Here is a 24242-nt window from a genome sequence, read left to right on the forward strand (position 1 = left end):
GTGTTTTCGTATTGGATATTGAGGTATGAGGATTCGGGTCTCAGGCGGCCGCCATCGGCATGACACCCGGCATCGGCATGACGCCGACGTCGCCGGTCGTGACGACGTGGGTCTCGCCGGCATCGTCGCGGATGGTCAGCGAGGCGTCGGGATTGATGGCCGTCGCCGTGCCGTGGACGCTGCCGCCGTCGGCGAGCCGCGCCTCGACGCGGCGGCCGAGCGTCCAGCTCACGGCCTCGATTTCGCGCAGCACGCCGGCCACGCCGGCCTTCGGATCGGCGTAGAGGCGTTCGAGGCGTTCACGCAGGTGGCGGACGATGCCGGCCATCAGCGCGTCGCGCAGCGTCGCATAGCCGGGCAGGCCGTCGTAGTGCAGCTGCAGCGACGTGGCGATGTCGGTCGGCAGGTCGTCCCGCGGCACGAACAGGTTCAGTCCGATGCCGATGACCACGGCCGACCAACGCTCGTCGACGGGAACGAATTCGCTGAGCACGCCGGCCAGCTTGCGCCCATCGCAGAAGATGTCGTTCGGCCATTTGATGGTGAGCTTCCCCCGTTCGGCGCCGTCGTCGCCGACAATCGCCGTGAATTCGTATTCGCCGGCGGCGTCACGCATGGCGTCGAGCACGGCGAGGCCGGCGCTCATGGTGATCCAGCCGCCCATCGAGGCGCCGATGAGCGCGGTGGGCGCGGGCACGGCGAACGATGCGAGCAGCGACTGGCCCGGCCGGTTGTACCAGACGCGTCCGAGACGGCCGTGGCATTTGGTCTGCGTGTCCGAGACGGCCACGGCGACCGGCAATGCATGCGATGCGGCGGCGTTCGTCTTCGTCGCGTCGGCGGTGGCCCCGGACTCCCCGCCGTACAGGTTCGCGATGCGGGACACGGCATCCCCACCGTGCGCTCCCGCCGCGATGTCGCGGGTCATCATCGTGTTGGTGGAATCGACCGTATCCAGAATCGTCAGCGAATCCGCCTCGGCGGCGGTTCGCGGGGCGGGCGCCCGCCAGACAAAGTCATGAATCGGCATATTCGCCACGCTATCAATCCGCGCGGGTGCGACGGAATCCCGAAAGCGACAAAATCCACCGCCGGTTTTTGTACGTTCATACAAACGGTTCCGTAAGGCCGTTTCCTATGCTGGATTACCAGCGGTCATCTCTTACGTAAAATACTTGATTTTTCAACGTTTTTGACAATCACGACCGTAGAACGTTTGACGTACGGGCATCATTGCCGACGTCACCTTATGAAGGGATTTGTATGATTTCACAACACCATCGTCCTGCCCTCGATCGCATCGCCCGGACGGCGGACGCCGCCGGCGCGCGGCGTCTGCTGGTCTCGGGAGCCAGGGCGCTGCTGTTCGCCGGCCTGATGTGGACCGCTGCGGCCGCCGGCGAGATCCCGGTGCCGGGCACGCCGGTTCCGATCACGATGCAGACGTTCGTGCTGATGCTGGCCGCGCTCACGCTCAGCTGGCGCGAGGCCGCGGGCGCGGTGGCCACGTATCTGACGGCCGGCGCCATGGGTCTGCCGGTGTTCGCGGGCGGCGCGTCCACGCTGGCGCTGGTCGGTCCGAGCGCCGGCTTCCTCATCGGGTTCCTGCCCGCAGTGACCATCACGGCGCTGACGCGCGGCGAGGCTCGCACCGATTCGGCGAGGGGCCGCGTGCTGACGGCGTTGCGTTATTTCGGCGCCATCGTGCTCGGCGTGATCGTGGTGCTCTACCCGTTCGGCGCGTTCGTGCAGTCGGTGCTGACCGGCGTGCCGTTCGCCGCCGTGATGACGGCGTCGTTGGGATTCCTCATCGGCGACCTGCCCAAGGCCGTCATCGTGTCGGCCGTCTGCGCCGGCCTCGCCCACCGCAAATAATCTCGCTTTCCCGCGCGAATCGACGGATGTGTATGCATCCGTCGATTCGCGCGACCAGATGACGTGCTCCCGATAGAATCGGGGGCGATGAATACGGTTTGGAATGTTTTGCGATGGATATTGGCCGCCCTGGCCTGCCTGTGGCTGGCCCTGTGCACGGCGGTCGGACCGATCTACCGTGCGGACGGGTCGATAGCCGATTTTTCGTGGGGCAACGCGGCGATCGGCATCGTGGCGTTCGCCGCGTATCTCGGCCTGGTCGTCGGATTGGCGAGGCTTTCGCGCGGCGGGTGGAATATCCCCAAAGTTGTACGCAGCAAAGGCGCGGCCGGTGGAAAACTCCGCGGATTCCTCGCGAGGCATGAGCCGGCCATTGTACACGCGACCGACCGCACATGGAAGCTCGTCGCGGTGTTCATCATCGGATGGCTGTGGTGCTACGTGACGCTGCTCAGCGCGTTCGGCGCCGACCTGTTCTCGCAGATCCGCGAGTTCACGTCGTTCTGGGAGCAGGCCCATGGCAATCCCCAGACCTATCTTGACGGCACCGGCGTGGTGAACACCATCATGGACGTCTATCCGACCGCGCATTACCTGTGGCCGGCCGATCCGACGTTCCTGACGAACCAGCACAACATCCTGCTCACGCTGCTGTACGGCGGAGTCGCCTTCGCGAGCCGCTCGCTCACCGGCGCGGTCGACGCCGGCATCATACTGCTTTCCGGCCTGCAGTTCGCGTTCGCCGCGTTCTGCTGCGCCGCCACCGCGAACCGCTTCCTCAACATGCCGTTCCTGCGCCACGACGCATCCGGCTCCGCAGGCGCCTCCCTCCCCTCGGCCCGCCATACGGCGGCCGGTTCCCCTCGACAAGGGGAGCCGACGGAACCAATGAAGAACAACCCGAACATCTCCACAGCGGAAGCCGCGCTCCCCCGCCCGGCTTCCGCAACCACGCGCATCGTCGTGCTCGCGCTGCTGCTGCTCAATCCCATTGTCGTGACCAGCACCATCGCCCTGACGAAGTCGCCGCTGTTCGCATTCGCATTCGTCTGGTGGTTCGGCGTGCTGTACGAGATTCATGCGACGAAGGCTTTTGCCGGCGCTGCAGCCGACGGCCCCGACGCCGTCCCCGTTCCCGCACGCACCGTCGTCGCGCTGGCCGTATCCACGCTCGTCATGCTGGCGAGCGCCAAATACGCGCTGTACATCGTCGCGTTGCAGCTCGTGCTCGCCCTCTTGGCCGACCGCCGCCGCTGGCGCACATGGGCCGTCGCGCTGCTCATCCCGCTCATCGCGTTCCAGGGCATGCTTACTGCGCTCACCGCCACGAACACCATCATCAACGGCGACGGCATCGAAAGCAAGGGCATTCAGCTGCAGCAGATCGGCCGCATCGCGCAGCGCGACCCCGGCAGCATCCCGCAAGGCGCACGCGAGGAGATCGCGCCGATCGTCGACCTCGACGCCGCCGCGCAGGCCTACTTCCCGCAGGACGCCGACCGTATGAAATCGTCCGGTTCGGCCGAGGACAAGCTCATCGCCTACAAGTGGCAGACCGTCACCGCCGACGACATGACTCGGTTCAACGACGCGTGGATGCAAATCGTCAAGGCCAGCCCCGTCGTCGCCATCGACGCATTGCTGGCCGAATGCTACGGATACTTCGATGTGACCGACGTACCCTACGTTTCGGCCATCTACTACATGGACAACGGCGTCATCAAAGCCAACGCGCCGTTCATCGGCGGCTGGCTGGGCGGATGGCGCGACGCCGTCGCCTGGGTGTTCAACGGCTGGTCGCATATCCCGGTGCTCGGATGGCCTGTCCACGGCAACTTCTGGACGATTCTCGTGCTCGTCGTCGGCGCGGCCGAAGTGGTGCTGCGGCGTTGGCGCGCGCTCGCGTTCCATCTGCCGATGCTGCTGCTCATGGGCGTGATGATCACCGCGCCGGCCAACAACTTCGACCGCCATATGCTGCCGCTGGTCTTCGTGTTCGCGTTCCTCGCCCTCTGGTTCCGCCGCGACGCGAAGACCGATATGCGGCGACTATGCTAATCGGTATGAAATTCTCGGTTCTGCACTCCCGCAAAGCACGCGACGACGACGGCCAGGCCGCCGAACGCAAGGCGCCGTCCCCCGAAGCCGACGCCGCCCACGGACGCACAACCGACGACAGCGCAACGGCCACGTCGCAGGCCGCCCCCGCCAAGCGCAGGCAGCCCGTACGCAAAACAACCGTACGCGCGAAGACCACGCGCAAGAACGCCGTCCCCGCGCCGAAGGCAGCCCCCCGGCCCGGCGCCGCAGACCAATCGCGGTCAGGCATCCCATCCGTATCGGCCCCGGCGGCCGCCGCACCGCACTCCCCCACGTCCGACCAGGTCGCGGCCGACGTGCGGCACATCACCGAACGCGAACCCGACGTGGCCGAGGAGGCGCAGGCCCTGGCCGAACGCTTCCGCCTCAGGCAGCCGCATATCGACACGCATCCCGATCTGCCGCCGGTCATCCGTCAGATTGTGCTCACCGCGCAGGACAAGATGAACGCCGATGTCGCCTGGTACCGCGCGCTGACTCCCGACGACAAGAACCAGCTCAACATCGTGGCGGAGACGGCCGTGGCGAACTTCGTCAGCTGGTATGAGGAGGTCAAGGACATCATCCTCGACCCGAACGTTCCCGCGCAGGACCTGCCGCGCCCGCACACCGACGAGATCTTCTTCGTGGCGCCGTTGGAGTTCACCAAGTCGATCTCCCTCAATCAGGTCGTGGAGCTGACGCGGTTCATCGTGGACCAGATGGAGGCGAACGTATCGCGCTTCGCCGAGCCGGGCAAGGAGCAGGCCACGTCGGGCGCGATGCTCTACTATTCGCGCGAGGTCGCGTTCTCGGCGGCGAACGTATACGCGTCGAGCGCGCAGGCGCGCGGCGACTGGGACGCGCGGCTCGAGGCGCTTACCATCGCCGACCTGCTTGACGGCACGACCAGCCATCAGGTGGCGTCGCGCCTGAATCTGCTGGGTTGGCGCAGTGATTTCTCGTGTTTCGCCATCGTCGGCATGCTGTCGCACACGGGCGACATCAGCCTGGCGCTCGCGCATCGTCATGTGCGCGAGGCCGTGCGCACGCTCGGCGGCGAATGCCTCATCAGCGAGCATGACGGGCTTACGGTGATGCTCATCGATCCGCGTCATGGCATGGAAAGCACCGATTTCACGTTGGCGCTGCTGCCGTTGTTCGATGATTCGGCCGTATGCGTCGGGCCGGTGCGTGACGGCCTCGCCGGCGCATCGTATACGATGCGTGCGGCGATGCACAGCCGTCAGGCGTCGAAGTGTCTGACGAACGTGCCGCGGCCGCTGCGTGCCGACGACGTGCTGCCGGAGCGCGCGCTGCTCGGCGACGACGATGCGCGCCGCGAACTCTACAACAACGTGTATCGCGTGCTGCGCGGCGACGACGAGCATAATCCGCTGCTGCTGACGCTGTCGACGTTCCTCCGGTCGGGCAATTCTCTGGATGTCACGGCGCGCGAACTCAACGTGCACCCGAATACGGTGCGCTACCGTCTGAAGCGGTCTGTGGAGGTGACGGGCTGGGATCCGATGGACCCGCGCGAGGCGTATGTGCTCCTCACCGCCATCAAGATCGGCATGATGCTGGAGGGGTAGGGAATCGACCCGCGTGTTCCTCGCAACGGATGGGAACCGTGGCCGCACTTTGGTTCCTATTTGTTGGATGGTCTACAACGAACAGGAACCGAAAGGAACGTAGGGTTCCCGTTGGTTAGGCGATACGCAACGGATGGGAACCGCGGCGACTCCCTGGTTCCCATCCGTTGCAGTACGTACGACGAACAGGAACCAGAGGGAACGTCAGATTCCTGTTTGTTGGAGTGCGTGCAACGGATGGGAATCAACCCATCCCCATGATTCCCGTTCGTTGGGCGGCCCGAAAACGGTGGCACACATACGAAAGGCCCCGGGAGCCTTGCGGCTCTCGGGGCCTTCGTGTTGCAATCTTTGCTTATTAAAAGCTGGAGCGGGATTCGTCTCCGCCATATTGATGGAGACGAATCTCACCGAATACCATGTCCTTCACCCGGCCGCCCATGTCGACGACGCGAAGACGCCATGTCGACGTTCGGCAGCCGGCCGATCATCCGGCGAACCGGAAAAATCAGGCGAGGGTGGCGACGTCCAGCGGGACGCCCGGGTTCATGGTGGAGGTGATGGTGGCCTTCGTGATGTAGCGGCCCTTCACCGTGGACGGCTTAAGACGCTTGATCTCGTCGGCGACGGCCTTGAAGTTCTCGTCGAGGGCGGCCTCGTCGAACGAGAGCTTGCCGATGAGGAAGCTCAGGTTGCCGTGCTTGTCGACGCGGAACTCGATCTTACCGCCCTTAATGTCCTTGACGGCCTTGGTGACGTCCATGGTCACGGTGCCGGTCTTCGGGTTCGGCATGAGGCCGCGGGGACCGAGCACACGACCGAGACGGCCGACCTTGCCCATCATGTCCGGAGTGGCGACCACGGCATCGAAGTCGAGGAAGCCGCCCTGGACCTTGGCGATCAGGTCGTCATCACCGACGATGTCGGCGCCGGCCTCGGTGGCCTCGGTGGCCTTCGGGCCGCGGGCGAACACGAGGACCTTGGCGGTCTTACCGGTGCCGTGAGGCAGGTTGACGGTGCCACGGACCAGCTGGTCGGCCTTGCGCGGGTCGACGTTCAGACGGTACACGGCTTCGACGGTCTGGTCGAAGTTGTAGGCCGGCATGCCCTTGAGCAGGGCGATGGCCTCGTTGGCGGTGTAGAGGTTGGTGCGATCGATCTGCTCAGCAGCTTCGCGGTACTTCTTGGAACGCTTTACCATGTGTCCTTATCCCCTCTCAGTCCTCAACCGTGATGCCCATGGAGCGAGCGGTGCCGGCGATGATCTTCATACCGGCCTCGATGTCGCGAGCGGACAGATCGGCCATCTTGATCTCAGCGATCTCACGAACCTGAGCCTTGGTGACGGAACCGACCTTGTGGGTCAGCGGGTTGTCGGTGCCCTTGTCGATGCCGGCGGCCTTCTTCAGCAGAGCCGCGGCCGGCGGGGTCTTCAGGATGAAGGTGAAGGAGCGGTCTTCGTAGACGGTGATCTCGACCGGGATGACCTGACCCATCTTGTCCTGCGTCTGGGCATTGTATGCCTTGCAGAAGTCCATGATGTTCACGCCATGGGAACCCAGGGCCGGGCCCAGCGGCGGGGCCGGGTTGGCCTTGCCAGCCTGAATCTGGAGCTTGATCAGCGCCGAGACTTTCTTCTTAGGAGCCATTGTATGGTTCTTCTTTCTGTGAAGCGGTGATATCGGCGAACGTCCGTGCCTGCCGGTCGGCGAGCCGTCCGGTTCGGCGGCGGCGAACTCCTCCCGCAACCTGAATATTGCTATGTGCTGTGCTAGCGGGTGACCATGCGTTTGCGGCGTCGAGCCGCGTTCCGCATCGCCCGAATCCCTCCAGACACAAGCTTTCCTATTATGCCGACGACGTTGGACAAGACACGTCTGCGCGTCGTCGGCCCGTAATTTGGCAAAAACCGATATAAAGGCCCCGAAAACGACCCGTTCATAACCGCTTTAACCAAGTTTCCCGAAATGGATAAAAAAAGGACTCCTGCTCAAGCAGAAGTCCTTGACATTCTCAGCCTCTGAAATTCACTGATGCGTGCGGCTTCAAGGCGTGGAGGACGAAGACATACGAAGGTACGTCGTGTCTTCCACAACGCGGAAGACACTCCATCAGTTAATTTCAGTATGAAATTCGATGATGCGTGTGTCTCCTAGACGCACCGAGGGAAGCATACGAAGGTACGTCGACTGAGGAGCAACGACGGAGACGCTCCATCATCGGATTTCGGTCAGTCGATCTTCTCGACCTGGTCGAAGTTAAGCTCCACCGGCGTATCGCGGCCGAAGATGGACACGAGCACGGTGAGCTTCTGCGTGGCCGGGGAGACCTCGGAGATGACGGCCGACATGGAGGCGAACGGACCGTCGTTGACGGTGACGGATTCGCCGACCTTGAAGGAGACCTCGACGGTGCGCTTCTTGGCGGCGGCGGGCTTGTCGCCGGCGGCCTTGAGCGCTTCGGAGGCGATCATCGGGGCCATCATCTGGACGACTTCCTTGCGGGTGAGGGGCGCCGGGTCCTTGGTGGGGCCGACGAAGCCGGTGACGGCCTCGGTCTCGCGGACGATGCGGCGGGCTTCCTCGTCGTCGGTCATGCGGATGAGCACGTAGCCGGGGATACGGACGCGGGTGATGATCTTCTTGCCCTTGTCGGTATGCTTTTCGACTTCCTCCATGGGGACTTCGACCTGGAAGATCTGGTCTTCGAGACCGAAGGAGGTGACGCGGGATTCGACGTTGGTCTTGACGCGCTTCTCGTAGCCGGAGTAGGTGTGCAGGACGTACCACTTGCCGGGCAGTCCGCGGAGTTTCTTGGAGAAGGCGTTGACGGCGGCCTGGCCGGGGTCGACATCCTCGTCCTCGGAATCGGCGGTCTCGTCGCCTTCGGCGGCATCGGCCTCGGCCGGCTCGCCGGATTCGTCGGCGGCGTCGGCGGTCTCGGCCTCGGTTTCGACGTCCTCTTCGGAAGAAGCCTCGTCGTCGGCGTTCCCGGCCTCGACGGCGTCCTCGCTGGATTCGACGTCGGATTCGGAATCGGAGGCGTTCTCGACGGGAGCCTCGGTCTCGTCCGCGACGGCCTCCTCGGCGACGGCTTCGACGTCGACCGGGTTTTCGACGGATTCTTCGTTCACATCAAGTTCGTCAGTCATACCATGCATCCTTTAAAGCAGTGAGATTCCAATGGCGTTCGTTGTTCGAGAACCGCGGTTCAGACGTGCCGGCGCAGCAGCTGCGGCTCAGCCGAATACCCAGAAGACCAGCTTACCCAGTCCGAAATCAAGGGCGGAGACGAACAGCATCAGGAAAATAACGAAGATGAACACGGCGATGGACCACAACAGCAGTTCCTTGCGCGTGGGAGTGATGACCTTGCGAAGCTCATCAATGATCTGCTTGATGAACAGGCCAATACGCATGAAGATGTTCGGCTTCACCGTTTGCGCTTCAGCGTCTGATTTCTTGGCCATCATTCATCCTCACTGGTTGGCGGAACCGTTGTTCATCTCTAGCAGGGAAGGCGGGACTCGAACCCACAACCTACGGTTTTGGAGACCGTTGCGCTACCAATTGCGCCACTTCCCTAAGTAACCTCGCCTATCATACACACATATGCGAACATCGGTGTTAGACGGGCGGTGAAACCGCCAAGTGAAGATAATAGCGGTCTTTTGCGATTCCGTCCAGTCGAGGGGCGAAGTCGCCGAAAAACGTTGGGAATTCGCGGCGAGTCGCGACCGACGGTATATATGGGAACGCAGGCTGCGGCGCCTTGTCTTCATGACGTTCCGAACGACGGCCGGCGCGATGCCATATCAGGTCGGGATCCCGACGTCTCGGTCTTGCATCAATGCATGAATACGGGGCTTCGTCGGACGGCGTTTCGCCCGACGAAGCCCCGCGTCTCGCTGCATATGCCCCGCCATTCGGCACGACAGATCCGGCCGGCGCGATCGGTAAGGTTCGACCTATTCGGCACGGTCGTCCCGATCGGCCCGGCTCGGAGGGCGAGGCCCGTCAGGCCGTCAGGCGGCGACCCAGTCCTGGAAGCGCTTCATGCCTTCGGCGAGCTGGTCGTCGGCGAGCGCGTAGGAGAAGCGCAGGTAGCCGGGGGCACCGAACGCCTCGCCGGGGACGGCGGCGATGTGCGCCTCGTCGAGCAGGAGCGCGGCGAGGTCGGAGCTGGTGGCGGCCACGGAGCCGTTGGGGCCGAGCGGCTTGCCGAGCAGGGCCTCGACGTTGGGGAACGCGTAGAACGCGCCGGTGGGGGTCGGGCAGTCGACGCCGGGGATGGCGTTGAGCGCGGCGACGATGGCGCGGCGACGCTTGTCGAACGCCTCGCGCATGACGTGCACCTCGTCGAGCGGACCGGCGACGGCGGCGAGCGCGGCGCGCTGGGAGACGTTGGCGACGTTGGAGGTCATGTGGCCGGAGAGCTTGGCGATGACCTTGGCGACCGGTTCGGGGGCGATGGACCAGCCGACTCGCCAGCCGGTCATGGCGTAGGTCTTGGCCACGCCGTTGAGCACGATGAGCTGGTCGCGCACCTCGGGCACCACGGCGCCGACGTACGTGGTCCTGGCGCCGTCGTAGTTGAGGTGCTCGTAGATCTCGTCGGAGATGACCCACAGGTGGTTGGCGACGGCCCATTCGCCGATGGCGCGCACGGTCTCCTCGGGCCAGACGGCGCCGGTGGGGTTGGACGGGGAGTTGAGCACGATGGCCTTGGTGCGCTCGGTGCGGGCGGCCTCGAGCTGGGCCACGGTGGGGGTGAAGTTCTGGTCGGAGCCGGAGAACACCTCGACGGGCTTGCCGCCGGCGAGCTTGACGACCTCGGTGTAGGACGTCCAGAACGGTGCGGGGATGATGACCTCGTCGCCATCGTTGATGAGCACCTGGAACGTCTCGAAGACGGCCTGCTTGCCGCCGTTGGTGACGACCACCTGGCTCGGGGCGACCTCGTAGCCGGAATCGCGCAGGGTCTTCTCGGCGATGGCCTCACGCAGCTCGGGCAGGCCGGCGGTGGGCGTGTAGCGGTGGTTCTTCGGGTCGCGGCATGCGGCGGCGGCCACGTCGACGATGTAGTCGGGGGTTGGGAAGTTCGGCTCGCCTGCGCCGAATCCGATCACGTCCACGCCCGCCGCCTTGAGGGCTTTCGCCTTGCCATCCACGGCCAGCGTGGCGGAGGGGGAAACGGAATTGATTCGATCGCTCAGGGTCTGCCATGATTCGAGTTCAGCCATGGTCTCAAGCCTATAACCAGATGGCGATGATTTCGAGAAACAGCGGCGCCGTTTTCATATACCGTGCATGAATCGACGAATATGGGCCTTTCTGCGGATTCATCCCCGACATTTTCGTGCACGAATCATCGAATAGACGCGTATTCGATGATTCGTGCATGATTTTCGGATGGATGATTCATCGGATATGGGGATATCCATCGATTCGTGAATTCACGATCGGGAGAATATGAACGTATTCAACGATTCGTGCGCAAAACCCGGCGCAATGCGTGCGGCATCACTCTATATTTTCGTTGGCGGCGGTCTTATACCCCAATTCCGCGCTGATGCGGCTGGCGGCGTCGACGACGACGGGGCCCAGCGCGCGCATGCGCTTGGGCGGCATGAATTGGATGGCGCCGGAGACGGATATGGCGGCGACGGTCTTGCCGCGGCCGTCGCGCACGGGGGCGGAGACGCAGCGGATGCCGGGCTCGTTCTCCTCGAGGTCGTAGGCGAAGCCCTGACGCGCGAACTTGGCCATGGCGGCGGAGAATGCGGATTCGTCGGCGTAGTCGTGTTCGGGATCGCGTCCGGTGAGGTTGCGGTCCTGGATGTATTGCGAGCGCCAGCGGTCGGGCGAGTCGAGGAGCAGGGCCTTGCCGATGCCGGTGTAGGTCAGCGGCATGCGGCAGCCGGGCCATGATCGGATCTCGATGCCTCGGGTGCCGTGGATCTTGTCGAGGTAGAGGGCCATGCCGGAGTCCTCGACGGCGAGGTGGATGGTGTCTTTGGCGCGTTGGGCGAGGTCGAGGAGGATGGGGTGGGCGACGGCCTGCAACGACACGCTGTTGAGGGCCTGGAAGCCGAGTTCGATGAGCGCGGGACCGAGCAGAAGGCTGCCGTCGGAGTTTTCGCGCAGGAAGCGTTCGATGCGCAGGGCCTGGATGAGGCGATGCGCGGTGCTGCGGCTGAGTCCGGTGGCCTCGACGACCTCGCGCAGCGATGCGGCGCCGTTCGCTACGCTGCGAATGACCTCGATGCCGTGGATGAGCGTTCGTGTACCCGATGGGGCGGCGGTGTTTTCTGCCATGGGATTCAACCTTAGTGGATGGTGTGTCGGCAAATGCGTGCAGCCGCCGGACGATGGACGGGCCGAAGACCCAGGCCATCGACTGGCGGCTGCATGCGTCAGCAACAGGAAGGAGAGGTAAGTGTTGGTGGGTTGCGAATCTTGGGCGAGCTCCCCTCAGACCGCCTTCGGCGGCTGCAGAGGCGAGAGACACGCCGATCGTCAGCCCTTGAAGGGCTTGATGCCTTCGGCGAGGGCGCGCACGTAGAGGTCGGTGTCGCCGGCGACGGCCACGAAGTTGGCGCCGCGGGCGAAGGCCTCCTTGGCGGTGGCCACGTCGAATGCGAGGAAGCCGACGGCCTTGCCGTGCGACTTGATGACGTCGAACGCGTCGTAGACCTGGTCCATGATGGCGGCCGCGTCGTCGGGGTGGCCGAGCGATGCGGAGAGGTCGGCGGGTCCGATGAAGATGCCGTCGACGCCTTCGACGGAGGCGATGTCGTCGATGTGGTCGAGCGCCTCCTGCGATTCGCACTGCAGCAGCAGGCAGATCTCGTTCTTGGCGTCGCGCATGTAGTTGGGGATGCGTCCCCAGCGGCCGGAGCGGGCGATGGGCGAGCCGACGCCGCGGATGCCTTCGGGCGCGTAGTTGACGGCTTTGACCATCAGCTCGGCCTCTTCCTTGCTGTTGACCATGGGCAGCAGCAGCGTCTGGGCGCCGAGGTCGAGCACCTGCTTGATGAGCACGGGGTCGGCGGCGGCGGGACGGACGACGGGCGTGGTGTCGTATGGCGCGACGGCGCGCAGCACGTCGAGGATGGTGTTGAGGTCGTAGGGACCGTGTTCGCCGTCGACCAGCAGCCAGTCGTAGCCGGCGTCGGCCGAGATCTCGGCGGCGGTGGAGGAAGCCATGGCCATCCACAGACCATACTGCTCCTTGCCTTCCTTCAGTGCCTGCTTGAAAGCGTTGTGCGGTAATGATGTCATTGCGTGTTCTCCAGTATGGGTGCCGTAGCTCATCGGTCTCCTTTGGCGCGGGCTGCGGGGATGCGGTGCGTTGACGACGAATCGTTGCGACGGAAAAGTCGGGAGGCGGCCGGACGGGAGGATTCCCGCCGTTCGGTCGCCTGGTTGGTATCGGTATTGAATTATGCGTGTTCGGTTATATGCAGCATGTGCTCACATGCGCCGGCGATCGGCCCGGCCGATTGATTCGGCCGGGCGGCCGATCAGTGCTCGAACGGACGCTCGAGCGGGCAGCTGCGGTTGAGCTCGACGCCGAAGCCGGGCTTGTCGAGTTCCTCGGCGGTGATGATGCCGTCGTGCGGAACCGGCTCGTCGAGCAGGACCGGGTCGAACTGCGGGCGGACATGATCGGCCTTCGGCGCGGTCATCAGCATCTCGCTGAACGGCGTGTTGGTGAAGGTGATCACGGCGTGGTGCGAGTAGACGGAGGAACCGTGGGGCACCACGAGCTGGCCACGGGACTTGGCGATAGCGGCGATCTCGCACAGCGAGGTCACACCGCCGCACCAGCCGACATCGGGCTGGAGGATGTCGACGCCGGCGTCGGAGAGCTCCTTGAAGCCCTCGAGGGTGCCGGTATGCTCGCCGGTGGTCATGAGCATGCCCTTCGGCATGTTCTTCTTGAGCTCGCGGTAGGACTCGATCTGGTTCGGCGGGAAGCACTCCTCCATCCACTTGAGCTTGTAGGGGGCGGCCGCGTGGGCGAGCTTGGTGGCGTAGTTGACGTCCTGGCTCATCCAGCAGTCGAACATCAGCCAGAACTTGTCGCCGACGCGTTCACGCATGTCGGCGAGGGTGGCGATATCCTTCTCGATGCCCTCGTCGCCGAATGCGGAGCTCCAGTGGGTCGGCAGCTTGCCGCCGATGAAGCCCATCTTCTGCGCCAGGTCCGGACGGGCGCCGGTGGCGTAGAAGTGGATCTCGTCGCGCACGGCGCCGCCGAGCAGCTTGTAGACGGGGAGCTTGACGACCTTGCCGTAGAGGTCCCACAGCGCCAGGTCGACGGCGGAGATGGTGTTGATGACCACGCCGCCACCACCGGAGTAGAACAGGGTGGAGTTGAGCATCTGGTCGTGGATCAGCTTGATCTGGTCGACGCGCTTGCCCTCGACGAAGCGGGACAGATGATGCTCGACGATGAAGCAGCCGATGGTTCCGGCGGTGGAGATGGCGAAACCGGTGGTGCCGTCGGAGGCCTCGACTTCAACGACCAGCGTGCCGAGCACGTTCAGGCCGAAGGACTGGCGGGACTGCTCGTACTCCTTGTACTTGGACATCGGCGTCGCGATATGGTTGTCGATCCAGTGGTCCTTGCCCTGATCGTGGTAGTCGCCGCCGCCCTGACCGTGAATCTTGGCTGCGGCGCCGCCCATGCTGTACGCACGGATGTGCGTGATCGTGGGCAGCTTCAATGCTGGTGCTAGTGCCATTGTTGCTCCCTCCGTGGTTTGGAGTGTTATGTCTGACCGTCACGCGTCTTCGCGTCCGTCGACGTTGTTGTCGAACGGTTGTCGTGGTGACCTCGGCGATCTCAGTTACCGAATATAGACGCCTTGAACAGGCGTACCAAATATAGGGACGCGGCACCGACATTTACCGATGTACAACGATTGGAAATCCCACATATCGGCACGCCCTTCCATACGCCATATAGTGGGTCTCGTCAGCCATTGTGCAAACAACGGCAACAACGAGAAGACAACCGAAAACTTACGAAAACCCAATGTTTGCAACGTTGTAGGCGTTGGGAGGCGACACCGGACAGGTCAACATACGACAGGTCCAGGCAACGAAGCCGAAGTCAAAGGAGATCATCAATGGAAGCTCCAGTCGCAAAGCAGCCATCCATCTGGGAGAGGCTACGGTCCAAGAACCCTCTGCTCTTCGCCATCATCCTGGTGGTCATCGCGGGTTCCTGCAACTACGTCGGCACCGGATTCCTCACCCCGGCGTTCGACACCGTCGGCGGCGTGCAGGTGGCATGGGTCCGCCTGAGCATCACCGCCATCGTATTGCTGCTGTGGCGCCAGCCGTGGAAGAAGAAGTGGACGAAGGAGCAGATCATCTGGCTCGCGCTGTTCGCGGTCTCCATCGGCACCATGTACACCTCCTACAACATCAGCGTCGACAACCTCGCGATGGGCATCGCCGTCCCGATCCAGTTCCTCGGCCCGGTGGCCATCGGCGCCATCACCGGCAAGAACTGGAAGCAGCGCTCCGCCATCGTCGTGGCGGCCATCGGCGTGGCCATGCTCGCCGGCCTGTCGCTCTCCGGCAACAAGTCCGACACCATCGTCATCGGCCTGGTCGCCTCCTTCGTCGCCGCCCTCGCCTGGGCCGGCTACATCTTCTTCGGCAACAAGATGGCCCACAACGGCGCCCTTGACGCCCTGTCGCTGGCCATCACGCTCGCCGCGCTCGTGCTCGCCCCGTTCGTCGGCCCGTCCGCCGTCAAGCAGATGGCCATCGACCCCGGCAACAGCGTGTGGCGCATCATCCAGTTCACGATCCTCGCATCGGTGATCGCCGCCGTGCTCGACCAGGTCATGCTCAAGACCATCGCGCCGAACGTGTTCTCCGTGCTGCAGGCGCTCTACCCCGTGATCTCCCTCATCATCGGCCTGTTCTTCGGACAGTTCCCGACCCTGCTCGAGGTCATCGGCCTGCTCATCGTGAGCGCCTCCATCGTGCTGACCGCATTGAGCGGCGTACAGGACGAGAACGATGACGACAAGGCCGTCGCGAAGACACCCGCGAAGACGTCGACGACCGACGGCAGGCCCGCCGCCGCGGCCGCGAAGTAACGCCTCATCCGCAACGGCAAACGCCCGACACCAGCCATCCGTCGCGCCGGCCCGCTCCGATGTCAACCAGGGCCGGCACGATTCCAACCAGAGACATCACACAGCACATACGAGTCGATGAACCGACATCCATCGGCGCGGCAAACCATCCAACACCGTAAGGATTCAGCAGAATTCAAAGGAGAATCGCCATGACCCTCAACGAGGAATACACCGGCACCGCCCCCAGCCGCCTCTACACCATCGTGCCGCAGTCGGAGGAGAACGCCCGCAAGACGCGCACCATCATCGACGCCCACGTGCACATCATCCAGCCCGACCTGTTCTCGTGGTTCGACCCGGCGAAGAAGGGCATCACGTTCGAGGGCGACTGGACGCCGATCATCCACGCCTACCATCCGCGCGACCTCGTCGCCGAGGCCGAGGGCTCCAACATCAAGGTCATCGGCGCCGTGCACGTGCAGATGAACGCCGACGACCCCGTGGCCGAGGTGGCCGCCGTGCAGCGCATGAGCGAGGAGGACGGCCTGCCGATCTCCATCGTCGGCGGCGGCGACCTCTCCTCCCCCGACTTCGAGGAGATCGTCGAGAAGGAGAAGGCCGCGTCCGACAACGTCCACGCCATCCGCCAGATCATCAACACCCACGTGGACCCGCTGTACAACTACGTGAACAAGGAGTACATGGACGACCCGAACTGGCTGGCCGGCCTGCGCGTGCTCGCCAAGCACGGCCTGGCGTTCGACCTCCAGCTCTACCCCACGCAGTACCGCCGCGCCCTGCAGGTCATCGACTCCAACCCCGACATCATGTTCATCGTCAACCACTCCGGCATGTGGGCCGACCGCAACCTCGCCGGATTCCAGCTGTGGAAGAACGGCATCTACGAGCTCGGCAAGCGCGACAACGTGACCATGAAGATCTCCGGCCTGGCGTCCACCGACCACTACTGGACCATCGAGAGCTTCAAGCCGGCCATCTTCACCCTGCTCGACGCCTTCGGCATCGACAAGTGCATGTTCGCCTCGAACTTCCCCGTCGACAAGCTGCACGGCTCCTACGTCGACACCATCGGCGCGTTCATCCGCTCCACCGAGGACCTCAGCCAGGACGAGCAGAACAAGCTGTTCGTCGACAACGCCAAGAAGTACTACAAGTTCTGATCCGCGGCGGCGACCGTCCGATGCCATCGGCGTCCGAAGGCTCCCGTTCCCGTCTCATGGCGGGGACGGGAGCCTTCCCGTATGGGACGGGCAACCGGCCGCCCTATGCTGGTCATGATGGATAGGGGGATTCCATGGAACTCATATTGAAAACCGGCTCGCTGCTGCTCATCATCGTCGGCGCCTATGCATTCAAGCGCGCCGGCATGTTCAAGGAGCGCGACTACAAGATCCTGCAGGTCTTCGTGTTCAACGTCACGCTGCCCGCGGCCGTCATCCATTCGTTCGCGCTGAACAGGCACGACATGAGCATGCTCTGGATCGTGCTGCTTGGCTTCCTCGGCGCGTTCATCCCCCTGTTCGTCATCTATTTCGCCACGCGGCGCGAAAGCGTCGAGCACCGCACGTTCGAGATGCTCAACGCCACGACGTTCAACATCGGCAACTTCACGCTTCCGGTGGTGACGACCTTCATGGGGCCCGCCGCCGGAGTCCCCGTCGTCATGTTCGACATGGGCAACGCCATCATGTGCTCGGCCGGCTCGCTGGTCTTCACCAACGCGCTGCTGCATCTCGATTCGGACGGTGGGCATCGGCAGACCGTCGGGCAAAAGCTGCGTTCGGCGGCGCGGAACTTCTACACGTCGGCGGCGTTCGACACCTATGTGGTGATGGTCGTGCTGCTGTTCGCCGGCATCGCGATCCCCAAGGAGGTCGTCACCGTCATCGAACCGCTGTCGAATGCCAACGCCTTCTGCTCCATGGCGATGGTCGGCATGATGATGGACGTCCCCGAGCTTTCGGACGACCGCCGGGAGATGCTCAAGGTGCTGGCATGGCGTTTCGTCATCGCCGTCGTCGGGTCGCTGGCGGCATGGTACCTGCTTCCCATATCCCCGTTCGCCCGCAAGATTGCCGTGATCTGCATGTTCGCCCCCATCGCCATCTTCGCCACGAAGTTCACCGACATGACGCTCGGCAAGGCCAAGCTCGCCGGCTTCTCGCTGACGGTCTCGGCGGTGATATCGCTGATCGTCATGGCGGCGCTCAGCGCGTTCCTGCCGGCGTAGGCCGCAGCGGGACGCCGGGTTTTGTGGTGGTCATCAATACGCATGGTGATGGCAAAAACAGCAAGTTTCACATATAGGGATGAATGTCCATTTTACCTATACTGATGCTTGAATACGTTGACACCGTTGTCGAACGCTCAACGAATCCCAACCAGAATTTCGGCAATCATAGGAGATGCACAACATGACCGCAAACACTTACGACTTCAACGGCAAGGTCGTCATCGTCACCGGAGGCGGCACCGGCATCGGACGCGCCATCACCCGCGGATTCCTCGACAACGGCGCCACCGTCGTGGCGGTCGGCCTGCGCCAGGCCCCGCTCGACGAAACCGTCGCCGGCTACGAAAACGGCCACACCCACATCACCGACGTCTCCAGCCACGAACAGGTGCACGACCTCGTGCAGGACGTCGTCAAGGAATTCGGCCACCTCGACGTCGTCGTCTCCAACGCCGGCATCTTCGAAGGCGGCGAGATCGAGAACGTCTCCGACGAAGTATGGCACAAGCTCTTCTCCGTCAACATGGACGGCCTCTTCTACCTCACCAAGGAAGCCCTCCCCTACCTCAAGGAGACCAAGGGCAACATCGTCGTCGACACCTCCGTCTCCGGCCTGTTCGGCGATTGGGGCCAGACCGCCTACAACTCCACCAAGCACGCCATGAACGGCTTCGTCCGCTGCGTCGCCCTCGACTATGGCCAGTACGGCGTGCGCATCAACGCCTTCGCCCCCGCCTTCATCGAAACCGACATCAACAAGGAGGTGTGGACCGACCCCGAGCGCCTCAAGCCGTACATCGAACGCGTCGCCCTCGGCCGCACCGGCCGCCCCGAGGACTGCGCCGACCTCGCGCTGTTCCTCGCCTCCCCCGGCGCCTCCTACCTCACCGGCCTCGTCGTCCCCGTCGACGGCGGCACCACCGCGGCCACCGGACAGGGACGGAATAACTACGAGGAGGACACCCGCTCCGTACTGTGATCTGCAATGATGGAGCGTCTTCGTCGTTGTGGGAGACTCGACGTACCTTCGTACGCCTTCGTCTCCCACGCCTTGAAGCCGCACGCATCATTGCAAATCACCTGAGAACGTGAGGCGCAGCTTCGTCGTTGCGGAGGACTCGACGTACCTTTTGTATGCCTTCTGGAGCTTCGCGCTCGATGAATCGCGCTCGCATTACGCGCCATCAACTGAACATGTAAGTGGGGGCAACGGTGTTTCGCCGTTGCCCCCACTTCGTATTGTCGCCGGGAATCGTGCAGATATTCGATTCTGAAAACAAAGGCCTCACAACTTCGTACCTTCAGGGTGTAAACCATGAAAGCCCGAGTTGTGAGGCTTTATGCTACGCGATCGCCCTATGCTACGCAATCGCCAAGGCCGCCGTGTTGCGGACCGTGGTGAGACGCACGACAAGCCCGCCGAACAGGCCGGCGAGCGCGGCGACAGCGACGAACGCCCACAGGGCCACGTCGATGACGCCGGGCACGAGCAGCGATGGCAGCACGAGCGAGGCGAACGCGCAGGGGATGCGCCCGATGCCGAGGATCAGGCTCTGTGCCTCGGCGGAGACGGCCACGGGGAACGTCTCCTGCGTCCATACCTTGGCGTTCATCTCGCCGGCGAAGTTGCCGAAGAACTGGAACAGCACCACGGCGACGGCGGTGGACCACATGGTGCCGCCGGCCGCCATGATGGCCATGGCCGCCACCTGGGCGGCGGCGCCGAGCCAGAACATGCGGGCGCGCCACGGGCCGGAGGCGGGCACACGGCCGTACAGTATGCCGCCGAGCACGCACAGGACGGCGGAGACGATGCCGATGAACACGGCCTGCATCTGGCTGGCGTGCTGCGAGACCAGCAGATACGTCTGGAACTGGTTGATGGTGTTGGCCATGAGATTCCACATCACGTAGAACAGCGCGAGCACGGCGAACAGCAGCGCGTATCGGCGGCCGGTGCGTGCGTCGATGGAGCGCAGGACCTCGGCCATGCCCATGGGCCGGGCGGTCACGGACGACGGATCCGCGACCGTATTCGAGGCGGCGCCGGCGGCGGCCTCGCGTTCCGCCGCCTCGCGATGGAGTCGTGCGATACGCGGGTCGGCCACGCGCCAGACGGCGGTGAACAGCGCGACCGCGGTGATGATGCCGAACACCATGCGCGCGCCGAGGAAGCCGGCCGGCGCCACGATCAGCGCCAGCACGTACGGGCCGAGGATGCCGGCCGACCACAGCACCTGCGTACGGCTGACGAGATGGCCCTTCAGCGTCTCGTCGGGCACGTCATGCGTGATCACGCTGATGGAGACCGGCAGGTCCATGCCCACGGCGAGCGCGGCCACGCCGATACCGACGGCCAATACGATGAAGCTCGGCGCGAGCGTGCAGGCGGCCAACGCCGCCGCGCACAGGAACGCGTTGATGTTGAACAGCCGGACGAGGCCGAAGCGCTGGGCCACGAAGCCGCCGCAGAACGAACCGGCGGCAAAGGCGAACGTGAGCACCGCGGAGACGGCGCCGACCTGCGCGGCGTTCAGGCCCAGTCCGGTGCGCCACAATGCGAGCGTGGAGCTCAGCGCGAGGATGGTGCCGGCGCCGAGGAACGAGCCGAGTCCGGCCGCCAGTCCCAGCGTGGTGCAGGCGCGGGCGGAGTCGGCCGTCGAGGCGGCGGCGGTTCGGGAATCCGCGTTGCCATGCGCGATGTCGGTGCGTTCACCGTCGCTGCCGTTGACGGTATCGGTGATGTCGGTATGTGTCATGCCGCTCATGATGTGTTCTCTATGCTCTCTACATTCGTTGAATCAACGTCAATCAATGGAGCCATCGTCGGGGAAGGCTCCCCGATAAGCCGAGAACACGATACCGCATGTAGGATGTCGTCCCTACATTTGGCATTTTTGCAGGACCGTCAGCTCCTCTTCAGAGCCGATCCGCTTCGGCCCCATCCTCTACAGCAGCACGAGATCGTCGCGATGCACCAGCGGATGGGCGTATTCGCTGCCGAGCAGCTTGCGCAGCTGGGCGCTGGTGCGGCCGAGTGTGGCGGGGATCTCCTCGGAGTCGAATCCGGAGAGCCCCCTGGCCAGCTTGTTGCCCTGCTCGTCGACGATGAGCACGGGGTCGCCGGCGGAGAATTCGCCGGTCACGCCGACCACGCCTGCCGAGAGCAGCGAGGCGTGCCCGCCGCGTATGGCCTTGGCCGCGCCGGCGTCGGCGATGAGCGTGCCGCGCGGGTCGGCCGCGAATCCGATCCACAGCCGACGCGAGGTGCCGCGGCGCTTGATGGGCGCGAACACGGTGCCGACGCGGTCGCCCATCAGCGCCGGACCGGCGTTCGTCGCCTTGGTGAGCACGGAGGGGATGCCGGATACCGCGGCCACGCGCGCCGCCTCCAGCTTGGTGACCATTCCGCCGGTGCCGACGCCCGATCCGGTGCCGCCGATGCGCACGTTGTCGAGCGTATCGAGCACGTTCGGCACATAGGGAATCTGCTTCGCGTCCGGTTCCTTGGGCGGTGCGGTGTAGAGGCCGTCCACGTCGGTGAGGAGTATCAGCGCGTCGGCGCGCACGATGTTCGCCACGAGCGCGGAAAGCCGGTCGTTGTCGCCGAATCGAATCTCGTTGCTGGCCAGCGCGTCGTTCTCGTTGACGATGGGCACGACGCCGAGGTCAAGCAGCCGGTTCAGCGTGCGCTGCACGTTGCGGTACTGCGTGGCCTGGATGGTGTCGCGCGCGGTGATGAGAATCTGCCCGACCTTGAGCCCGTAGCGGGCGAACGCCGCCTCGTACTGGCTCATGAGCAGTCCCTGGCCCACGGATGCGGCGGCCTGCTGCGTGGCCACGTCGGTCGGGCGCGAGTCGAAGCCGAGCGGTCCGAATCCGGCTGCGATGGCGCCGGAGGAGACGAGCACGATGCGCGCGTCCATGCGCACGGTCTGCGCGAGGGCCGAGACGAGGTTGAACAGCCGTTCGGGGTCGAGGTGGCCGGAACTGGACGTCAGCGAGCTCGATCCCACCTTGACGACGATGGTGCGCGCCTCGGCGATGGACCGGCGGACTTCACTCTGTGACTGCGTGGACATGCTGCCTTCTTATCAAAACGTCATCGACACCGGCGCTCACCACCACGACATGCAATACGCGCTGTCTCAGGTATGCGATTGGCCGGAGACTCCCATGAGAATGAGAATACTCCGGCCAAGGTTACGGAATCACACGGACTCAGTCCTCGTCCCCGTCGGCGTCCTTGTTCTCGCCGATGCGGTCGATGAGGCTGGTGTGGTCCTCGGGATCGTCGAGCACGGTCGGGTCGGACCAGTGGCCGGCCTCGTGCTCCGCCTGCATGGCGGCGCGCACGGCGGCCTTCGCGTCCATCCACTCGTGGTATTCGCGACGGCGCTCCGAGTTGGTGCGTCGGCGGGAATGGCCGGCGCCCTCCTGCAGTCGCAGGTCCTCGCCTCGGCTGGACTGCGGCGTGCCGTCGAGCATCTCGGCGCCGGCGGCGATCGTCGGATCCCAGTCGAACGAGACGGCGCGGGCGCCACGGCCGATGCGCACCTCGTCGCCGGGGCGAGCGCCCTTCGTGCGCAGCGCATCCTCCACGCCGAGCTTGGCCAGACGGTCGGCCAGGTATCCCACGGCCTCCTCGTTGTCGAAGTTGGTCTGCACGACCCAGCGTTCGGGCTTCTCGCCGGTGACGGTGAACCAGAAGTTGCCGTCGGCGTCCTGCTCGCGCTCGATGTCGAAGTCGAAGCCCAGGCCGATCTCGTTCGGGCGACGGCGACGGTTCTTCGTCTCCAGCGGACGGATGACGACGCGCTCGTCCTCCTCGGCGGCCTCCTGCGCCTGCACACGCTCGCGCATCTCGTTCACGATGCCCATCAGCGCGAACGACAGCTCCTTCAGACCCTCATGCGAGGCGGTGGAGACGACGAACGTCCTCAGGCCCATCTCCTCGAATTCGGGACGCACGAACTCGGCAAGCTCCTTGGCCTCGGGCACGTCGACCTTGTTGAGCACGATGATGCGCGGGCGTTCGGCGATCGGGATCGCGCCGAGCGGCAGGTCGAGCTCGTCGGCGTAGATGGCCAGCTCCTTCTCCAGCGCCTTGTAGTCGGAGATGGGGTCGCGGTCGGGTTCGAGCGTGGCGCAGTCGATCACATGCGCGATGACCTCGGTGCGTTCGATGTGACGCAGGAATTCGAGGCCGAGGCCCTTGCCCTGCGACGCGCCGGGAATCAGGCCCGGCACGTCGGCGATGGTGAAGCGGCCGTCGCCGGCCATCACGACGCCGAGGTTCGGCACGAGCGTGGTGAACGGGTAGTCGGCGATCTTCGGCTTGGCGGCGCTCATCGCGGCGATCAGCGACGACTTGCCGGCGCTCGGGAAGCCGACGAGCGCCACGTCGGCGATGGACTTGAGCTCGAGCACAAGGTCGCGTTCCTCGCCCGGCTCGCCGAGCAGCGCGAAGCCGGGGGCGCGGCGGGCACGGTTGGCCAGCGCCTTGTTGCCGAGACCGCCGGCGCCGCCCTTCGCGGCGACGAAGCGGTCGCCGGGATGGCGCAGGTCGGCCAGCGGCTCGCCCGGCCGCTTCTGCTCGCCGGCGGCGCCCTTCGCGGTGAACACGATGGTGCCGACCGGCACCTTCAGCACCATGTCGGCGCCGCGACGGCCGTCCTTGTAGTCGCCGAGGCCCTGCGTGCCGGAGTCGGCGCTGCGATGCGGCATGAATCGCAGGTCGAGCAGGCTGGTGGCGTTGGTGTCGGCCACGAAAATGACCGAGCCGCCGTCGCCGCCGTCGCCGCCGTCCGGGCCGGCGAGCGGCTTGTACTTCTCGCGGCGGATCGACGCGGCGCCGTTTCCGCCGTCGCCGCCCTTCACGTGTACGGTCACGCGATCGACAAAATCACTCATGGTTCAAACCTTACTGGTATCAACGAAAATCGTTGGTCATGAATCGGTTGGTAATCGGTAATAAAAAAGCCGCCCCCGTGGAATTATGGAATCCCAAGGGATGCGGCTGGAAGTCAGAATTCGACGAATCGTCTGCCGGAAATCAGGCGGCGATGACGTCGACGACCTTGCGGTCACGGCGAACACCGAACTTCACGGTGCCGTCGGCAAGAGCGAACAGCGTGTGGTCCTTGCCCAGGCCGACGTTGTGACCGGCGTGGAAGTTGGTGCCACGCTGGCGAACGATGATGTTGCCGGCGACGACGGCTTCACCGCCGAACTTCTTCACACCAAGGTACTGAGGATTCGAATCGCGACCGTTGCGAGAGCTGGACGCACCCTTCTTATGTGCCATTTGACTTGTCCTTTCGGGATAACC

20 protein-coding genes and 1 tRNA gene are annotated in these 24242 nt (G+C 64.4%); 7 read left to right on the forward strand and 14 right to left on the reverse strand.

Features of this window, described 5'->3' with window-relative positions:
• Positions 1-40: 40 nt before the first annotated feature.
• On the reverse strand, positions 41-1030 hold the full coding sequence (locus tag GFD18_RS02995) for a biotin--[acetyl-CoA-carboxylase] ligase (RefSeq protein ID WP_163199920.1): 990 nt from the start codon (positions 1028-1030) through the stop codon (positions 41-43).
• 233 nt (positions 1031-1263) lie between these two features.
• Between GFD18_RS02995 and GFD18_RS03000 the strand changes: the two genes are divergently transcribed.
• The 3 genes from GFD18_RS03000 (at position 1264) to GFD18_RS03010 (ending at position 5549) form a co-directional block, all read left to right on the forward strand.
• Positions 1264-1875 (forward strand): biotin transporter BioY, encoded by a 612-nt coding sequence (locus GFD18_RS03000; RefSeq protein ID WP_163199919.1) that lies wholly within the window; start codon positions 1264-1266, stop codon positions 1873-1875.
• Between the two features lie 87 nt (positions 1876-1962).
• Positions 1963-3933 carry a DUF6020 family protein gene (locus GFD18_RS03005; RefSeq protein WP_163199918.1) on the forward strand — a complete coding sequence of 657 codons (1971 nt, stop codon included), beginning with the start codon at positions 1963-1965 and terminating at the stop codon, positions 3931-3933.
• A gap of 5 nt (positions 3934-3938) precedes the next feature.
• Entirely contained in the window at positions 3939-5549 is a 1611-nt protein-coding gene (locus GFD18_RS03010) for a PucR family transcriptional regulator (RefSeq protein WP_163199917.1), read from the forward strand.
• A 508-nt stretch (positions 5550-6057) separates the two neighbouring features.
• Here the strand turns inward: GFD18_RS03010 and rplA are convergent.
• The 9 genes from rplA to rhmD all read right to left on the reverse strand — a co-directional run bounded on the left by rplA (position 6058) and on the right by rhmD (position 14301).
• Positions 6058-6750, reverse strand: coding sequence for a 50S ribosomal protein L1 (gene rplA / locus GFD18_RS03015; protein WP_100510599.1), 693 nt, complete (start codon positions 6748-6750; stop codon positions 6058-6060).
• A gap of 16 nt (positions 6751-6766) precedes the next feature.
• Complete coding sequence (gene rplK / locus GFD18_RS03020) at positions 6767-7198, reverse strand: 50S ribosomal protein L11 (RefSeq protein WP_100510598.1); 432 nt, start codon at positions 7196-7198, stop codon at positions 6767-6769.
• Positions 7199-7779: 581 nt separating this feature from the next.
• Positions 7780-8700, reverse strand: a complete 921-nt coding sequence (nusG, locus tag GFD18_RS03025) for a transcription termination/antitermination protein NusG (protein ID WP_163199916.1) — start codon at positions 8698-8700, stop codon at positions 7780-7782.
• An 87-nt stretch (positions 8701-8787) separates the two neighbouring features.
• Entirely contained in the window at positions 8788-9018 is a 231-nt protein-coding gene (gene secE / locus GFD18_RS03030; protein WP_163199915.1) for a preprotein translocase subunit SecE, read from the reverse strand.
• A gap of 42 nt (positions 9019-9060) precedes the next feature.
• Positions 9061-9133, reverse strand: a tRNA-Trp gene (locus GFD18_RS03035).
• A 440-nt stretch (positions 9134-9573) separates the two neighbouring features.
• Positions 9574-10791, reverse strand: a complete 1218-nt coding sequence (locus GFD18_RS03040; RefSeq protein ID WP_163199914.1) for a pyridoxal phosphate-dependent aminotransferase — start codon at positions 10789-10791, stop codon at positions 9574-9576.
• 280 nt (positions 10792-11071) lie between these two features.
• Positions 11072-11866: an IclR family transcriptional regulator gene (locus GFD18_RS03045; protein WP_163199913.1), complete on the reverse strand. Its 795-nt coding sequence runs from the start codon at positions 11864-11866 to the stop codon at positions 11072-11074.
• A gap of 201 nt (positions 11867-12067) precedes the next feature.
• Positions 12068-12832 carry an aldolase/citrate lyase family protein gene (locus GFD18_RS03050; RefSeq protein ID WP_163199912.1) on the reverse strand — a complete coding sequence of 255 codons (765 nt, stop codon included), beginning with the start codon at positions 12830-12832 and terminating at the stop codon, positions 12068-12070.
• 242 nt (positions 12833-13074) lie between these two features.
• The gene (rhmD, locus tag GFD18_RS03055; RefSeq protein ID WP_204313988.1) at positions 13075-14301 is read right to left on the reverse strand and encodes an L-rhamnonate dehydratase; all 1227 of its coding nucleotides are present in this window, start codon (positions 14299-14301) and stop codon (positions 13075-13077) included.
• A 387-nt stretch (positions 14302-14688) separates the two neighbouring features.
• Between rhmD and GFD18_RS03060 the strand changes: the two genes are divergently transcribed.
• The 4 genes from GFD18_RS03060 (at position 14689) to GFD18_RS03075 (ending at position 18890) form a co-directional block, all read left to right on the forward strand.
• Entirely contained in the window at positions 14689-15675 is a 987-nt protein-coding gene (locus GFD18_RS03060; protein WP_163199911.1) for an EamA family transporter, read from the forward strand.
• 191 nt (positions 15676-15866) lie between these two features.
• Positions 15867-16838: an amidohydrolase family protein gene (locus GFD18_RS03065; protein WP_100510591.1), complete on the forward strand. Its 972-nt coding sequence runs from the start codon at positions 15867-15869 to the stop codon at positions 16836-16838.
• Between the two features lie 134 nt (positions 16839-16972).
• Positions 16973-17908, forward strand: coding sequence for an AEC family transporter (locus GFD18_RS03070; protein ID WP_163199910.1), 936 nt, complete (start codon positions 16973-16975; stop codon positions 17906-17908).
• 184 nt (positions 17909-18092) lie between these two features.
• Positions 18093-18890: an SDR family NAD(P)-dependent oxidoreductase gene (locus GFD18_RS03075; RefSeq protein ID WP_163199909.1), complete on the forward strand. Its 798-nt coding sequence runs from the start codon at positions 18093-18095 to the stop codon at positions 18888-18890.
• Between the two features lie 382 nt (positions 18891-19272).
• Here GFD18_RS03075 and GFD18_RS03080 read toward each other — a convergent pair whose 3' ends face one another.
• From GFD18_RS03080 to rpmA, 4 genes are all read right to left on the reverse strand, one after another.
• Entirely contained in the window at positions 19273-20679 is a 1407-nt protein-coding gene (locus GFD18_RS03080) for an MFS transporter (protein WP_163199908.1), read from the reverse strand.
• 180 nt (positions 20680-20859) lie between these two features.
• Positions 20860-21993 (reverse strand): glutamate 5-kinase, encoded by a 1134-nt coding sequence (proB, locus tag GFD18_RS03085; protein ID WP_163199907.1) that lies wholly within the window; start codon positions 21991-21993, stop codon positions 20860-20862.
• 139 nt (positions 21994-22132) lie between these two features.
• Positions 22133-23824 carry a GTPase ObgE gene (gene obgE / locus GFD18_RS03090; RefSeq protein ID WP_163199906.1) on the reverse strand — a complete coding sequence of 564 codons (1692 nt, stop codon included), beginning with the start codon at positions 23822-23824 and terminating at the stop codon, positions 22133-22135.
• Between the two features lie 142 nt (positions 23825-23966).
• Positions 23967-24218 carry a 50S ribosomal protein L27 gene (gene rpmA, locus GFD18_RS03095; RefSeq protein WP_100510585.1) on the reverse strand — a complete coding sequence of 84 codons (252 nt, stop codon included), beginning with the start codon at positions 24216-24218 and terminating at the stop codon, positions 23967-23969.
• Positions 24219-24242 lie beyond the last annotated feature (24 nt).

This window comes from Bifidobacterium saimiriisciurei, assembly GCF_010667655.1.
Classification (GTDB): domain Bacteria; phylum Actinomycetota; class Actinomycetes; order Actinomycetales; family Bifidobacteriaceae; genus Galliscardovia; species Galliscardovia saimiriisciurei.

Coding starts and splice junctions, on each gene's coding strand:
- GFD18_RS02995 (WP_163199920.1), bottom strand. CDS start 1,030: ATGCCGATTCATGACTTTGTCTGGCGGGCGCCCGCCCCGCGAACCGCC.
- GFD18_RS03000 (WP_163199919.1), top strand. CDS start 1,264: ATGATTTCACAACACCATCGTCCTGCCCTCGATCGCATCGCCCGGACG.
- GFD18_RS03005 (WP_163199918.1), top strand. CDS start 1,963: ATGAATACGGTTTGGAATGTTTTGCGATGGATATTGGCCGCCCTGGCC.
- GFD18_RS03010 (WP_163199917.1), top strand. CDS start 3,939: ATGAAATTCTCGGTTCTGCACTCCCGCAAAGCACGCGACGACGACGGC.
- rplA (WP_100510599.1), bottom strand. CDS start 6,750: ATGGTAAAGCGTTCCAAGAAGTACCGCGAAGCTGCTGAGCAGATCGAT.
- rplK (WP_100510598.1), bottom strand. CDS start 7,198: ATGGCTCCTAAGAAGAAAGTCTCGGCGCTGATCAAGCTCCAGATTCAG.
- nusG (WP_163199916.1), bottom strand. CDS start 8,700: ATGACTGACGAACTTGATGTGAACGAAGAATCCGTCGAAAACCCGGTC.
- secE (WP_163199915.1), bottom strand. CDS start 9,018: ATGGCCAAGAAATCAGACGCTGAAGCGCAAACGGTGAAGCCGAACATC.
- GFD18_RS03040 (WP_163199914.1), bottom strand. CDS start 10,791: ATGGCTGAACTCGAATCATGGCAGACCCTGAGCGATCGAATCAATTCC.
- GFD18_RS03045 (WP_163199913.1), bottom strand. CDS start 11,866: ATGGCAGAAAACACCGCCGCCCCATCGGGTACACGAACGCTCATCCAC.
- GFD18_RS03050 (WP_163199912.1), bottom strand. CDS start 12,832: ATGACATCATTACCGCACAACGCTTTCAAGCAGGCACTGAAGGAAGGC.
- rhmD (WP_204313988.1), bottom strand. CDS start 14,301: ATGGCACTAGCACCAGCATTGAAGCTGCCCACGATCACGCACATCCGT.
- GFD18_RS03060 (WP_163199911.1), top strand. CDS start 14,689: ATGGAAGCTCCAGTCGCAAAGCAGCCATCCATCTGGGAGAGGCTACGG.
- GFD18_RS03065 (WP_100510591.1), top strand. CDS start 15,867: ATGACCCTCAACGAGGAATACACCGGCACCGCCCCCAGCCGCCTCTAC.
- GFD18_RS03070 (WP_163199910.1), top strand. CDS start 16,973: ATGGAACTCATATTGAAAACCGGCTCGCTGCTGCTCATCATCGTCGGC.
- GFD18_RS03075 (WP_163199909.1), top strand. CDS start 18,093: ATGACCGCAAACACTTACGACTTCAACGGCAAGGTCGTCATCGTCACC.
- GFD18_RS03080 (WP_163199908.1), bottom strand. CDS start 20,679: ATGAGCGGCATGACACATACCGACATCACCGATACCGTCAACGGCAGC.
- proB (WP_163199907.1), bottom strand. CDS start 21,993: ATGTCCACGCAGTCACAGAGTGAAGTCCGCCGGTCCATCGCCGAGGCG.
- obgE (WP_163199906.1), bottom strand. CDS start 23,824: ATGAGTGATTTTGTCGATCGCGTGACCGTACACGTGAAGGGCGGCGAC.
- rpmA (WP_100510585.1), bottom strand. CDS start 24,218: ATGGCACATAAGAAGGGTGCGTCCAGCTCTCGCAACGGTCGCGATTCG.